We start from the raw sequence: 13539 nt of genomic DNA, 5'->3' as shown, positions 1-13539 counted from the left end.
CTTCGGTCTTGCGTTTCCGACTCTATCAGACCGTTTCCGGTTCCGATTTCCTCGGTGCTTTCCAGGTTCTCGCTTTCGCGTTTCCCTTTCCGGCGACTCCGACTTTATCAGAGATTCTGAGTCGGAATTCCCACCCGCTTCGGGAGGTGTTCCGGCGCACGAAGCGGCCGGGTTCCCGTTGAGGTGGAGCCGTAAACGTACTGGAGCGGGGCGCCTCGATGCAAATCGAGGCGCCCCGCTCCAGGTTCACACGTACGAGGTCCGACGGACCGTCAGACCTCCACCACCACCGGGAGGATCATCGGCCTGCGGCGATACGTGTCGGAGACCCACTTGCCGAGGGTTCGCCGCACCAGCTGCTGGAGCTGATGGGGCTCGACCACACCGTCCTGGGCAGAGCGCTCCAGGACCTCCTTGACCTTCGGGATGACGTCGGCGAACGCCGAGTCCTCGATACCCGAGCCACGGGCGTGGACATGCGGGCCACCCGTGATCTTGCCGCTCGACGAGTCGATGACCACGAAGACCGAGATGATGCCTTCGTCGCCGAGGATCTTGCGGTCCTTCAGGGCCGGCTCGCCCACATCGCCGACCGAGAGGCCGTCGACGTACACATAGCCCGCCTGGACCTTGCCGGAGATCTTGGCCTTGCCCGCGACCAGGTCGACGACGACGCCGTCCTCGGCGATGACGATCCGGTCGTGCGGGACGCCGGTCATGGCGCCCAGCTCGGCGTTGGCGCGCAGATGGCGCCATTCGCCGTGGACCGGCATCAGGTTCTTCGGGCGGCAGATGTTGTAGAAGTACAGCAGTTCGCCGGCCGAGGCATGGCCCGAGACGTGGACCTTGGCGTTGCCCTTGTGGACGACGTTGGCTCCCCAGCGGGTCAGGCCGTTGATCACGCGGTAGACCGCGTTCTCGTTGCCGGGGATCAGGGACGACGCCAGGATCACCGTGTCGCCGGAGACGATGCGGATCTGGTGGTCGCGGTTGGCCATGCGGGACAGGGCCGCCATCGGCTCACCCTGCGAACCCGTGCAGACCAGGACGACCTCGCGGTCGGGCAGGTCGTCGAGCGTCTTGACGTCGACCACCAGGCCCGGCGGGACCTTCAGATAGCCCAGGTCCCTCGCGATGCCCATGTTGCGGACCATCGAGCGACCGACGAACGCGACCCTGCGGCCGTACTCGTTGGCCGCGTCGAGGATCTGCTGGATGCGGTGGATGTGGCTGGCGAAGCTCGCCACGATGATCCGCTTGCGGGCGTTCCCGAAGACCTGGTGCAGGACGTTGGAGATGTCCCGCTCGGGCGGGACGAACCCGGGGACCTCGGCGTTCGTCGAGTCGGAGAGAAGGAGGTCGATACCTTCCTCGCTCAGACGTGCGAACGCGTGTAGATCTGTCAGACGGTTGTCCAGCGGGAGCTGGTCCATCTTGAAGTCGCCGGTGTGGACCACCATGCCGGCGGGGGTGCGGATGGCGACCGCCAGGGCGTCCGGGATGGAGTGGTTGACCGCGACGAACTCACAGTCGAAGGGGCCGATGCGTTCGCGGTTCCCCTCCACCACCTCAAGGGTGTACGGACGGATGCGGTGCTCCTGGAGCTTCGCCTCGATCAGCGCGAGGGTCAGCTTGGAGCCGATCAGCGGGATGTCCGGCTTCTCGCGGAGCAGGAAGGGGACGGCACCGATGTGGTCCTCGTGACCGTGCGTGAGCACGATGCCCTCGATGTCGTCGAGCCGGTCCCTGATGGACGAGAAGTCCGGCAGGATCAGGTCGATTCCGGGCTGCTCCTCCTCGGGGAAGAGCACGCCGCAGTCGACGATCAGCAGACGGCCGCCGTACTCGAAGACCGTCATGTTTCGGCCGATCTCACCGAGACCGCCGAGCGGGGTGACGCGCAGGCCGCCTTCGGGCAGCGGCGGGGGCGGGCCGAGTTCAGGATGCGGATGACTCAAAAGACTCTCCTCACCACGCACGCCACGTACCGGTAGGGCACGTGGCGCGCATGACGTTCGTGCGTGTAGCAGTTGTTGTTGTGGGTTGCGGGCACCGGTGGCCCGCTTATTCAGTTGTGAAGTCTGTTGCGCGCCGGGGGCGCGCGAAGTCTGTTGTCAGAGCTGTACCCCGCCGGCAGCAAGATCGATCTTGAGCTGCTCGATCTCTTCTGGAGTGAGCTCCACCATGGGCGCGCGCAGCGGTCCGGCGGGCAGGCCCTGGAGGGCGAGCGCGGCCTTCGTCGTCATGACGCCCTGGGTGCGGAACATGCCGGTGTAGACGGGGAGCAGCTTCTGGTGGATCTCCGTGGCCTTCTGTACGTCGCCCGAGACGAAGGCCTCCACGAGGGCGCGCAGGTCCGGCGTGACCACATGGCCGACGACCGAGACGAAGCCGACCGCGCCCACGGAGAGCAGCGGCAGGTTCAGCATGTCGTCGCCGGAGTACCAGGCGAGGCCGGAACGGGCGATGGCCCAGCTGGCGCGGCCGAGGTCGCCCTTGGCGTCCTTGTTGGCGACGATGCGCGGGTGCTCGGCGAGCCGGACCAGCGTCTCGGTGTTGATCGGGACGCCGCTGCGACCGGGGATGTCGTAGAGCATGACCGGCAGCTCGGTGGCGTCGGCGATGGCCTTGAAGTGCCGGTACAGGCCCTCCTGCGGGGGCTTGTTGTAGTACGGCGTGACCATCAGGAGGCCGTGCGCGCCGGTCTGTTCGGCGGCCTTGGCGAGTTCCAGGCTGTGGTGGGTGTCGTTGGTGCCGACGCCCGCGATGACGTGGGCGCGGTCGCCGACCGCCTCCAGTACCGCTCGTACGAGGTCCGTTTTCTCCGCGTCGCTGGTGGTGGGGGACTCACCGGTGGTGCCGTTGATGATCAGGCCGTCGTTGCCTGCGTCCACCAGGTGGGTAGCGAGCCGCTGCGCGCCGTCGAGGTCGAGTGCGCCGTCCGCCGTGAAGGGCGTGACCATGGCGGTGAGGACCCTCCCGAAGGGGGTCTGCGGAGTGGAGGTCGGAGCCATGGGTAACACGCTACTCGCTGCTCAAGACGTGGTCTGCCCTCGGGGGGCGCGAAAAGTCATGACAAAGATGGAGCCCGGCACTGCCTGCTCGGGGGTTCAAGCAGTGCCGGGTCCGTTTGATCAGGCTAGATGAACTTCTCCAAATGCCGCAATACGGACACCTCGCGCGGCCGATCCGTACATCTGTCCCTGATCGGGGAACGCGGGTGCGTTACGGGGCCACACGGCCGTTCGCATTGAAGGCGGCGTACGTGAGCGGCATGAGCTTGGCCCACTCGGCCTCCATCTTCTCGCCGACCATCTCGATCTCCCGCTGCGGGAAGGACGGAACCTTCGCCAGTTCGTGCTGGGTGCGCAGGCCGAGGAAGTGCATCAGCGAGCGGGCGTTGCAGGTGGCGTACATAGAGGAGAAGAGGCCGACGGGGAGGACCGCGCGGGCGACCTCGCGGGCGACGCCGGCGGCGAGCATCTCCTGGTAGGCCTCGTACGCCTGACGGTAGGAGTCCTCCATCGTGCGGGTCACCAGCTCCTGCTGGGCCTCGGTGCCCTCGACGAAGACGTACTTGCCGGGGCGGCCCTCCTGGACGAGCTTGCGGTCCGCGCCGGGGACGTAGAACACCGGCTCGAGCTCCCGGTAGCGGCCCGACTCCTCGTTGTACGACCAGCCCACGCGGTGCCGCATGAACTCGCGGAAGACGAAGATGGGGGCGCTGATGAAGAAGGTCATCGAGTTGTGCTCGAACGGGCTGCCGTGCCGGTCGCGCATCAAGTAGTTGATGAGGCCCTTGGACCGCTCGGGGTCCTTCTTCAGCTCGTCCAGGGACTGCTCGCCGGCGGTCGAGACACGGGCGGCCCACAGCACATCGGAATCGGCCGCGCTGTGCTTCACCAGCTCGACACTGACATCGCTGCGGAAGCTGGGCTTGAGGTCGTCGACGGGGGTGTCGGTCACGGCTCGGAGGGTCCTTCCATCACTTCGCTCGGGCGGCGCCCACTCTACGGCCCGGCACTGACATCGGGGCGTTCGGTGCCGGGACGCGACATCTTCGGTGAAGTTCTGTGAATTCGGGGCATCAGGGCACCTTTTCGGGCACTCGTGCGTCTGTATCAACAACAGCCACTCGTTCGAGTTTGAGAGGAGCGTCTCCCCGATGTTCCGTCGGCGTGAGCCCGTCCCGTTCGCCTTCGTCGCCGAGGCCGACAGGTTCCGCAGTAATGTCGCTCCCCCACCCCCGGAGAAGTCCTCCGCGACGGAGATAGCGGGACGCTGGCTCCTGGGCGTCACCATCATCGCCGCGCTGGTGGGTTCCCTGGTGCTCGGGATGCCGGCGCTGACCCTCGATCACTCATCCACGTCCACCCAGGAGTCACAGGCGTCCCAGGGACACTGACTCATCCGGGCCCCCCAAGGTGGCCCGTGACGGCGGTGGCGGATAGCCTCACCGGGCACAGCCCACGCAGGCATTGAGTGAGGACCCGCCGTGCCCCTGCCCTTCCTGACGGCCGACCGCGCCTTCGAGACAGCCGACGACATCGCGCTGCCCTTCGACGACCGCGACCACTGGCGGCGCCCCTACCGCCCCGGCCCCTGGCGGGTGGGATCGGCGGCGCTTCTGCTGCTGCTCGCGTCGTACGTGCTGTTCGCGGCGGTCATCATCGCTCTCACCGGCTCCGCCTCCGAGGGCGGTGTGGTCTTCGGTGGCGCGCTGGTCATCATCGCCGTCGCGCTGCGGCTGCTCCGCATGGGTGTGTGGGTGAGCGCCCAAGGGGTGCGGCATGTGGGCTTCTTCCTGACGCGTACGGCGCGCTGGGAGAAGATCGTCGCGGTGCGGACGGTGCAGCAGCCGGTGCGCTGGCTGGGGCTGCCGCGCACGGTGCAGGGGCAGGCCCTGACCCTCGTACGCAGCGACCGCGCGGCCGAGGACGCCTCGCCGTTGCTGAGCACGCATGGTGCGGACTTCCTGGGCCGGCCCGACGCGTTCGACCGGGCCGCGGACTCCGTGGAGGCCTGGGGCGCGGAGTACCAGCGGGGCTGACCTGCCCAGGGACCTCACGAGTGACATCGAAAGGGGCCGGCCGCCGTGAAGGCGGCCGACCCCTTTCGCGTCGCTCAGGCCTGGACGGGCTTGCCGTCGTGCAGGGCGATCGCCCGTTGCATCGCCTTGCGGGCGCGCGGGGTGTCCCGGGCGTCGTGGTAGGCGACGGCGAGGCGGAACCAGCTGCGCCAGTCGTGCGGCGCGTCCTCCGTCTCGGCCTTGCGTCTGGCGAAGACCTCGTCGGCCGAGTCGCGGTCGATACGGCCGCTCGGCAGACGCCTCAGCTCGTCGACGGGCAGGCCGCCCTCGGCCTCCAGTTCGGCGGCGAGCCGGTTCGCCTTGCGGACGAACTCGGTGTTCTTCCACAGGAACCACAGACCGATGACCGGCAGGATCAGCACCGCCACGCCGAAGGTGACGGTGATGAGGGTGCCGGACTGGATGAGCATGACGCCGCGGCTGCCGACCAGGACGAAGTAGAAGACCAGGACGGCGGCCGTTACGGCGTAGGACAGCTTGGCGCGCATGGTGTCGTCAGCCCAGGTCCAGGAAGTTTTCCAGGCCGAAGGTCAGGCCCGGGGTCGTGACCACCTTGCGGGCGCCCAGCAGGATGCCCGGCATGAAGCTGCTGTGGTGGAGCGAGTCGTGGCGGATCGTCAGGGTCTCGCCCTCGCCGCCCAGCAGGACCTCCTGGTGGGCCAGCAGGCCGCGGAGGCGGACCGAGTGGACGGGGACGCCGTCGACGTCGGCGCCGCGCGCGCCGTCCAGGGCCGTCTCCGTGGCGTCCGGTGCCGGGGCCGTGCCCGCCGCGGCGCGGGCCGAGGCGATGAGCTGGGCCGTGCGGGTCGCCGTACCACTGGGGGCGTCGACCTTCTTCGGGTGGTGGAGCTCGACGACCTCCACCGACTCGAAGTAGGGGGCCGCGATCTGCGCGAACTTCATGTTCAGGACCGCCCCGATGGAGAAGTTGGGCGCGATGAGGACGCCCGTCTCCGGGGAGGCGGCCAGCCAGCCGTTCAGCTGCGCGAGGCGCTCGTCGGTCCAGCCCGTCGTACCGACGACGGCGTGGATGCCGTGGCCGACGCAGTACTCGAGGTTGTCCATCACCGAGGCCGGCGTGGTCAGTTCGACGGCGACCTGGGCGCCCGTCTCGGCGAGCGTCTCCAGTGTGTCGCCCCGGCTCAGGGCGGCGACCAGCTCCATGTCCTCGGCGGCCTCGACGGCCCTGACCGCCTCGGAGCCGATCCGGCCCTTGGCACCGAGGACCGCCACGCGCAGCTTGCTCATCTTCTTGGTTTCCTTCGGGAGGGTGCTTACGCGACCGCGTCGTGCAGTCGGGACGCCTGCTTGTCCTTCAGCGGGCCGATGACCGACAGCGAGGGCCGCTGTCCCAGGATCTCGCGGGCGACCGCGCGGACGTCGTCCGGGGTGACCGAAGCTATCCGGGTCAGCATGTCGTCGACGGACATCTGCTCGCCCCAGCACAGCTCGCTCTTGCCGATGCGGTTCATCAGCGCACCGGTGTCCTCCAGACCGAGGACGGTGGAACCGCGGAGCTGGCCGACGGCGCGGGCGATCTCGTCGTCGGTCAGGCCGTGCTCGGCGACGTGGTCGAGTTCGTCGCGGCAGATCTTCAGCACGTCGTGGACCTGCGAGGGCCGGCAGCCGGCGTAGACGCCGAAGAGGCCGCAGTCGGCGAAGCCCGAGGTGTACGAGTACACGCTGTAGGCCAGGCCGCGCTTCTCGCGGACCTCCTGGAACAGGCGGGAGGACATCCCGCCGCCCAGGGCCGTGTTCAGCACGCCCAGCGCCCAGCGGCGCTCGTCGGTGCGGGCCAGGCCCGGCATGCCGAGGACGACATGGGCCTGCTCGGTCTTGCGGCCGAGCAGTTCGACGCGGCCCGAGGTACGGATGGTGCGGCGGCCGTCGCGCGGGGCGATGGGGGTCGCCTCGGCGTTCCTGAAGGCGCCCGCCTTCTCGAAGGCCGCGCGGACCTGTCGTACGACCTTGTTGTGGTCGATGTTGCCCGCGGCCGCCACGACCAGGTGGGTCGGGTCGTAGTGCTTCTTGTAGAAGCGGCGGATGCGGTCGGCGGTGAGGGCGTTGACCGTGTCGACCGTGCCGAGGACCGGGCGGCCGAGGGGGTTGTCGCCGAACATGGTGTGCGCGAACAGGTCGTGCACGCAGTCACCCGGGTCGTCCTCGGTCATGGCGATCTCTTCGAGGATCGCGCCCCGCTCGACGTTGACGTCCTCTTCCAGGATCAGCGAGCCCGTGAGCATGTCGCAGACGACGTCTATGGCGAGCGGCAGGTCGGTGTCGAGCACGCGCGCGTAGTAGCACGTGTACTCCTTCGCCGTGAACGCGTTCATCTCGCCGCCGACCGCGTCGAGCGCCGAGGAGATGTCCAGGGCGGAGCGCCGCGTCGTGCCCTTGAAGAGCAGGTGCTCCAGGTAGTGCGTGGCGCCGTTCAGTGACGGCGTCTCGTCGCGGGAGCCGACGTGGGCCCAGATGCCGAAGGTCGCGGAGCGGACCGAGGGCAGTGTCTCGGTGACGATGCGCAGGCCGCCCGGGAGGGTGGTCTTGCGGACCGTGCCGATGCCGTTGGTGCCCTTGATGAGTGTTTGGGTACGGGCGACGGCCCGCGCCTCCGAGGAGGTGCGGGCCGTCGCCGTGGAGCTGCTCGACGTCACTTGTCGGTGTCGTCCTTCTTTTCGTCGCCCTCTTCGCCCTCGATCACGGGGATGAGGGAGAGCTTGCCGCGGGAGTCGATCTCGGCGATCTCGACCTGGACCTTGGCGCCCACGCCGAGCACGTCCTCGACGTTCTCCACGCGCTTGCCGCCGGCGAGCTTACGGATCTGCGAGATGTGCAGCAGACCGTCCTTGCCCGGGAGCAGCGACACGAACGCACCGAAGGTGGTGGTCTTGACGACCGTACCCAGGTAGCGCTCGCCGACCTCCGGCATGGTCGGGTTGGCGATCGAGTTGATCGTGGTGCGGGCGGCCTCGGCGGAGGGGCCGTCGACAGCACCGATGTAGATGGTGCCGTCGTCCTCGATCGTGATGTCGGCGCCGGTGTCCTCCTGGATCTGGTTGATCATCTTGCCCTTGGGGCCGATGACCTCGCCGATCTTGTCCACGGGGATCTTGACGGTGATGATCCGCGGGGCGTTCGGGGACATCTCGTCCGGCGTGTCGATCGCTTCCATCATCACGTCGAGGATGTGGAGGCGGGCGTCACGGGCCTGCTTCAGAGCGGCGGCCAGGACGGAGGCCGGGATGCCGTCCAGCTTGGTGTCGAGCTGGAGGGCGGTCACGAACTCCTTGGTGCCGGCGACCTTGAAGTCCATGTCGCCGAAGGCGTCCTCCGCACCGAGGATGTCGGTGAGGGTGACGTAGTGCGTCTCGCCCTCGATCTCCTGGGAGATGAGGCCCATGGCGATACCGGCGACGGGGGCCTTCAGGGGCACACCGGCGTTCAGCAGCGACATGGTGGAGGCGCAGACCGAGCCCATGGACGTCGAGCCGTTGGAGCTCAGCGCCTCGGAGACCTGGCGGATCGCGTAGGGGAACTCCTCGCGCGTCGGCAGGACCGGGACGAGGGCGCGCTCGGCGAGGGCGCCGTGGCCGATCTCGCGCCGCTTCGGGGAGCCGACGCGGCCGGTCTCGCCGGTGGAGTACGGCGGGAAGTTGTAGTTGTGCATGTAGCGCTTGCGGGTCACCGGGGAGAGGGTGTCCAGCTGCTGCTCCATGCGGAGCATGTTGAGGGTGGTGACGCCCAGGATCTGGGTCTCGCCACGCTCGAACACCGCGGAGCCGTGCACGCGCGGGATGGCCTCGACCTCGGCGGCCAGCGTGCGGATGTCGGTGACACCGCGGCCGTCGATGCGCTTCTTCTCCTTGATCACGCGCTCGCGGACGAGCTGCTTGGTCAGGGAGCGGTACGCGGCGGAGATCTCCTTCTCGCGACCCTCGAACTCCGGGAGGAGCTTCTCGGCGGCGAGCGCCTTGACGCGGTCCAGCTCGGACTCGCGCTCCTGCTTGCCGGCGATGGTCAGCGCGGAGGCGAGCTCCGGGCGGACGGCGGCGGAGAGCGCCTCCAGGATGTCGTCCTGGTAGTCGAGGAAGATCGGGAACTCGCCGGTCGGCTTGGCGGCCTTGGAGGCGAGGTCGGCCTGGGCCTTGCAGAGGACCTTGATGAAGGGCTTCGCGGCTTCCAGACCGGCGGCCACGACCTCTTCGGTCGGGGCCTCGGCGCCGCCCTTGACCAGCTGGATGGTCTTCTCGGTGGCCTCGGCCTCGACCATCATGATCGCGACGTCGCCGTCCTCCAGGGTGCGGCCCGCGACGACCATGTCGAAGACGGCGTCCTCGAGCTCGGAGTGCGTCGGGAAGGCGACCCACTGGCCGTTGATCAGCGCGACGCGGACGCCGCCGATCGGGCCGGAGAAGGGCAGACCGGCCAGCTGGGTGGACGCGGAGGCGGCGTTGATCGCCACGACGTCGTACAGGTGGTCGGGGTTGAGCGCCATGATGGTGGCGACGACCTGGATCTCGTTGCGCAGGCCCTTCTTGAAGGACGGGCGCAGCGGGCGGTCGATCAGGCGGCAGGTGAGGATCGCGTCCTCGGAGGGCCGGCCCTCACGGCGGAAGAAGCTGCCGGGGATCTTGCCGGCGGCGTACATCCGCTCCTCGACGTCCACCGTGAGGGGGAAGAAGTCGAGCTGGTCCTTGGGGTTCTTGGAGGCGGTGGTGGCCGACAGCACCATGGTGTCGTCGTCCAGGTACGCCACGGCGGAGCCGGCGGCCTGCTTGGCGAGGCGGCCCGTCTCGAAGCGGATGGTGCGGGTGCCGAAGGTGCCGTTGTCGATGACGGCCTCGGCGTAGTGGGTCTCGTTCTCCACTAGCGGTTTCTCCGTTACTTTCGTCTGCGTTCGTCTTTTGTCCCATCCACCCGTGTGGTGGGGGGACGTGGGCGGAGAAGCGCTCCGTCTGGTGCGGGCCGGTCTTCGATCGAAGCACCCGGGTTCGCAATGCCCGGGGGCCACTACCGAGGACCGGCGGCGGCGAGGTGCGCTCCTCCTCGTGATACTGCGTGGTGTTGCGTCGTGCTACCACACTACAAAGCGGGTGTGACACTCCGCACGTTTCCATACATACGCAAAGGGAGCGGCCCCCGATCGTTTCGGGAACCGCCCCCTTCACAGCGTCTTACTTGGCGCCCGCCGCACCACGGCGGATGCCGAGGCGGTCGACCAGCGCACGGAAGCGCTGGATGTCCTTCTTCGCCAGGTACTGGAGAAGGCGGCGACGCTGACCCACCAGGATCAGCAGACCACGACGGGAGTGGTGGTCGTGCTTGTGGGTCTTGAGGTGCTCGGTCAGGTCCGAGATCCGGCGCGACAGCATGGCGACCTGGACCTCGGGGGAGCCGGTGTCGCCCTCCTTCTGACCGAACTCGCTGATGATCTGCTTCTTCGTAGCGGCGTCGAGCGGCACGCGTACTCCTCGTAGTCTTTGAATGGCCACCGAGTGCCCCCGGTCTTTGTCTCGGGGGAGCTTCCGTTACTCGGGAGGCGGGGATCCGCTGGGCGCGGCCTCCAGGGTCCTTCGAAGGACTCCGGGGGTGCGTACACAAACGGCCGTCACTCAGGGTACCAGGCCCAGGTGGGCACCTTCGCCCGCTTTCCGAACCACCCCGTCGGGACGGATGGGGCCACTAGGGTGAGCTCGGATCGTAGGCACGTCGGGAAGGGGTCGCCGGGACATGGCGGAGACGGCAGAGGAGATCAAGGCGCGCAAGGAGCGGGAGCGGGACGAGCTCTACGCCCTCGACATCTCCGGCGTCGAGTGGCACTGCGCGCCGGGCACGGAGGAGCACGAGGAGCGGGTCGAGATCGCCTACCTGCCCGAGGGCGCCGTGGCCATGCGGTCCTCGCTCGACCCGGACACCGTGCTGCGCTACACGGAGGCGGAGTGGACGGCCTTCGTGCTCGGCGCGCGGGACGGGGAGTTCGATCTTCAGCCGGCGCCGGAGGAATCCGCGGAGTGAGCGCGACGTAGACGATGAGTGAGGGCGGCACGCGCGCGTGCCGCCCTCACTCATCGTCTACGGACGTCTCTCAGTGCTTCAGTCCCGCGCTCCCGATCGCCACGGCCATCAGCACGGGGTCGGTGGGGTACTTGTCGTCGTGGACCAGTTCCCGCTTGCCGAAGAAGGCGCGGCCGTGCTGGTAGAGGATGTCGGACTGTTCCGGGTCACTGAGCTCGGAGTCGTCGTCCTCGGGGAGCGTGAAGAGCAGGAGCGGGGTCTCCCGGTCCGTGCGCGGGTTCCAGCGGACCACCGCCGCCGGGGCCACCGCACCCGCGCCGCGGCGGTAGATCAGCAGGTCGTCGCCGCTCATCCGGAGGGGGTAGACCTTCTGGAGCTCGCGGCCCTCGAACTTGCCCGCGGTCTTGCCGGTCGCGAGGTCGAACGCCACGATCCAGTCGGAGGGCTCGCCGGTGGCGATGTTCTCCTTGCTCAGGATGTACGCCTGGGTGCGGCCCACGACGATGCCGTCGCAGTTCTCGTACTCGCCGAAGAAGGACATCCCGAAGTAGCGCTCACCGCACTTCGCGTCGTAGTCGTCGAGAGGGATGGTGGTGCGGTACTTGCCCTGGTCGTCGAGGGTGATCACGTCGGTGACCGTGCTGTCGCCCGCCGCGAGGGCGAGGACCGGCGGGTCGGCGGAGGGCAGGTAGACGGTCTGGATGCCGCTGGAGACGCGGTACGTCCACAAGGGCTTGCCTGTGCGCGGGTCGACCTTCTGCACCTGGAACCTGACGTCGGGCAGCGAACCGCAGCTGCGCAGGGCCAGCAGGGCGCGGCCACCGGCGAAGGCCTTGTCCTGGCACTCGTCGCCGAGCGCGCTGTTCCACAGCTTCGCGCCGGTCGGCATGTCGTACGCCACCGAGCCCTGTCCCCAGGCAACGGCGACGACGCCCTTGGTCAGGGTGAGGTTGGTGTTGGTGACGAAGGCGGAGGTCGCGGCCGGCATCTGCTTCTGCCACAGCTTCTTGCCGGTGTTCAGGTCGACGAACACCACCTGGTCGCAGACGCCGTCCTGCTCCGAGCCCTTGGGCCGCGGGGGCTGGATGACGACGGCGGTACGGCCGTCCGCGGTGACGTGCCGGCTGGTCGCGCAGAGGTGGCCGTCCAGCTTCAGCGTCCAGGCCTTTTCATCGGCGTCGAGGGCGATGTTGTAGCCCTCCAGCCGGCTGGCGACGCCCTTGACCATGACCTTGTCGGTGGCCCAGGTGCCGGGCGCGTAGCGGGGGCTGGCGTCGTTGGTCTTGGCGAGGTTCTCCTCGTCGTGCTCGATCATCAGCTGCCCCTCGGGCGAGCCGGGGACCCTCTCGGTCGTCTCCCTGATCGCGTCGGGGCTCTGCGCGACCGGCCCCTTGGCGTCGACGGGGGCGGCGTCGTCGCCGGACGCCAGGAACCAGCCGCCTCCGGCCAGCACGAGGAGGGCCACGACGACCGCCACCGCGCCCAGCAGTTTCGTCCGGCGGCGCCTGCGCGCGGTGTCCGCCGCGAGTGCGGATTGGGTGTAGATCGAGGGAGGCGGGCCGAAGCTCACGCGGAAGCGCCCTTTCTGTTCGTGACCTGAGAAGGGCCCACTATGCCCGTCGGGCGGCCACGGCCCGGGAGCGGGGTGGATCACCGTTCCCGTCAACGGCCTTGCGGGGCAAGGCGCTTCGGGAGGGCGCGGACTCGTCCGCCGTCACCTTCCGTTTATGTTCGGGGTATTCACGAACATCGCCCCTTTTCCTCACGGATGCGAAAGCTGTGTACGGCACTTCTGGGCAGGTTGTGACGCAGTGGACCCTCGCTCAGTGGTGGACGGGCCTGCCGGGGTGGGGCTTGTGGTGATTAGGCTGGTACCGGGCGCGACGCCAGAACCCGTGGACCGGGCGTCGGTGTCCCAGGGGGAGAGTCCGGTGGAGCGGACGACCTCGAACGACTTCGGACGACTAGAAGACGACAAGAACAGGTCGCCCCTAGCACGGTATGAGGGTGCTCGACCACACCAGGAGGAATTGTGAGCAGCGATCGGGACGGGATCCGCGGGGGCTGGGCCACACCCGGCGATGACCAGCCCGACGCGGAGTCCGCCAGCGAGATGACGGGCGAGTTCACCATCGACTACGCACCGCCTGCCTGGTACACGCAGAACGCGTCGGGGGGATCCAACGACGGAGGGAATTCGGGGGGTTCGGGGGATTCAGGCGGCTCGACCGGTTCAGCCGGTTCAGCCGGTTCAGCCGGTTCGGGGGGTCCGGGTTCTACGGGTTCTTCTTCGAGTACGGCGGGGTCGGCGGCCGGCGGTGCGCCTGCGGGCGTTCCCTCTCCCACCGACTGGTCCGCTTCCTCGCTTCCGGGGCTGACTCCGCCGGCGCACTCACGTCCCCAGGGGGCGTCTTCGGGACCGGCTTCCGTCCCGG

At 68.5% G+C, this 13539-nt stretch carries 12 protein-coding genes and 1 pseudogene; 4 read left to right on the top strand and 9 right to left on the bottom strand.

Annotation, left to right across the window (positions count from 1 at the left end; all coding sequences use genetic code 11):
- Positions 1-272: 272 nt before the first annotated feature.
- From ACIHIX_RS43030 to thyX, 3 genes are all read right to left on the bottom strand, one after another.
- The gene (locus ACIHIX_RS43030; RefSeq protein WP_399966043.1) at positions 273-1958 is read right to left on the bottom strand and encodes a ribonuclease J; all 1686 of its coding nucleotides are present in this window, start codon (positions 1956-1958) and stop codon (positions 273-275) included.
- Between the two features lie 156 nt (positions 1959-2114).
- Positions 2115-3014, bottom strand: a complete 900-nt coding sequence (dapA, locus tag ACIHIX_RS43025; protein WP_399966042.1) for a 4-hydroxy-tetrahydrodipicolinate synthase — start codon at positions 3012-3014, stop codon at positions 2115-2117.
- Positions 3015-3225: 211 nt separating this feature from the next.
- A complete protein-coding gene (gene thyX, locus ACIHIX_RS43020; protein WP_387783282.1) occupies positions 3226-3966 on the bottom strand; it encodes an FAD-dependent thymidylate synthase in 741 nt (246 codons plus the stop codon).
- Positions 3967-4165: 199 nt separating this feature from the next.
- On the opposite strand from thyX, the gene ACIHIX_RS43015 reads away from it, so the two are divergent.
- Both ACIHIX_RS43015 and ACIHIX_RS43010 read left to right on the top strand, forming a co-directional pair.
- Positions 4166-4405 (top strand): hypothetical protein, encoded by a 240-nt coding sequence (locus tag ACIHIX_RS43015; RefSeq protein WP_399966041.1) that lies wholly within the window; start codon positions 4166-4168, stop codon positions 4403-4405.
- Between the two features lie 90 nt (positions 4406-4495).
- Positions 4496-5050 (top strand): hypothetical protein, encoded by a 555-nt coding sequence (locus ACIHIX_RS43010; protein WP_399966040.1) that lies wholly within the window; start codon positions 4496-4498, stop codon positions 5048-5050.
- Positions 5051-5124: 74 nt separating this feature from the next.
- On the opposite strand, the gene ACIHIX_RS43005 is transcribed toward ACIHIX_RS43010, so the two are convergent.
- The 5 genes from ACIHIX_RS43005 to rpsO form a co-directional block, all read right to left on the bottom strand.
- Positions 5125-5577, bottom strand: a complete 453-nt coding sequence (locus tag ACIHIX_RS43005) for a hypothetical protein (RefSeq protein WP_399966038.1) — start codon at positions 5575-5577, stop codon at positions 5125-5127.
- A gap of 7 nt (positions 5578-5584) precedes the next feature.
- Positions 5585-6337 carry a 4-hydroxy-tetrahydrodipicolinate reductase gene (gene dapB / locus ACIHIX_RS43000; RefSeq protein ID WP_399966037.1) on the bottom strand — a complete coding sequence of 251 codons (753 nt, stop codon included), beginning with the start codon at positions 6335-6337 and terminating at the stop codon, positions 5585-5587.
- A 26-nt stretch (positions 6338-6363) separates the two neighbouring features.
- Positions 6364-7743 carry a M16 family metallopeptidase gene (locus ACIHIX_RS42995; protein WP_399966036.1) on the bottom strand — a complete coding sequence of 460 codons (1380 nt, stop codon included), beginning with the start codon at positions 7741-7743 and terminating at the stop codon, positions 6364-6366.
- Positions 7740-9956: a polyribonucleotide nucleotidyltransferase gene (locus ACIHIX_RS42990; protein WP_399966035.1), complete on the bottom strand. Its 2217-nt coding sequence runs from the start codon at positions 9954-9956 to the stop codon at positions 7740-7742. The genes ACIHIX_RS42995 and ACIHIX_RS42990 overlap by 4 nt, the downstream gene beginning before the upstream one ends.
- Positions 9957-10263: 307 nt before the next feature.
- Complete coding sequence (rpsO, locus tag ACIHIX_RS42985; protein ID WP_015657483.1) at positions 10264-10551, bottom strand: 30S ribosomal protein S15; 288 nt, start codon at positions 10549-10551, stop codon at positions 10264-10266.
- A gap of 268 nt (positions 10552-10819) precedes the next feature.
- On the opposite strand from rpsO, the gene ACIHIX_RS42980 reads away from it, so the two are divergent.
- Positions 10820-11104: a DUF397 domain-containing protein gene (locus ACIHIX_RS42980; RefSeq protein ID WP_399966034.1), complete on the top strand. Its 285-nt coding sequence runs from the start codon at positions 10820-10822 to the stop codon at positions 11102-11104.
- Between the two features lie 70 nt (positions 11105-11174).
- On the opposite strand, the gene ACIHIX_RS42975 is transcribed toward ACIHIX_RS42980, so the two are convergent.
- Positions 11175-12674 carry a PQQ-binding-like beta-propeller repeat protein gene (locus ACIHIX_RS42975; RefSeq protein ID WP_399966033.1) on the bottom strand — a complete coding sequence of 500 codons (1500 nt, stop codon included), beginning with the start codon at positions 12672-12674 and terminating at the stop codon, positions 11175-11177.
- Positions 12675-13136: 462 nt separating this feature from the next.
- Between ACIHIX_RS42975 and ACIHIX_RS42970 the strand changes: the two are divergent.
- Positions 13137-13265, top strand: a pseudogene (locus ACIHIX_RS42970) (SCO5717 family growth-regulating ATPase); the annotation flags it as partial.
- Positions 13266-13539 lie beyond the last annotated feature (274 nt).

Source organism: Streptomyces sp. NPDC051913, from assembly GCF_044593635.1.
Lineage (GTDB): Bacteria > Actinomycetota > Actinomycetes > Streptomycetales > Streptomycetaceae > Streptomyces.
This window is presented reverse-complemented; position numbering and strand designations above follow the sequence as displayed.

What these genes read in the sequence shown, in the direction of transcription:
- dapA (WP_399966042.1), bottom strand. Translation starts at nt 3,014, where the DNA reads ATGGCTCCGACCTCCACTCCGCAGACCCCCTTCGGGAGGGTCCTCACC.
- ACIHIX_RS43015 (WP_399966041.1), top strand. Translation starts at nt 4,166, where the DNA reads ATGTTCCGTCGGCGTGAGCCCGTCCCGTTCGCCTTCGTCGCCGAGGCC.
- ACIHIX_RS43005 (WP_399966038.1), bottom strand. Translation starts at nt 5,577, where the DNA reads ATGCGCGCCAAGCTGTCCTACGCCGTAACGGCCGCCGTCCTGGTCTTC.
- dapB (WP_399966037.1), bottom strand. Translation starts at nt 6,337, where the DNA reads ATGAGCAAGCTGCGCGTGGCGGTCCTCGGTGCCAAGGGCCGGATCGGC.
- ACIHIX_RS42980 (WP_399966034.1), top strand. Translation starts at nt 10,820, where the DNA reads ATGGCGGAGACGGCAGAGGAGATCAAGGCGCGCAAGGAGCGGGAGCGG.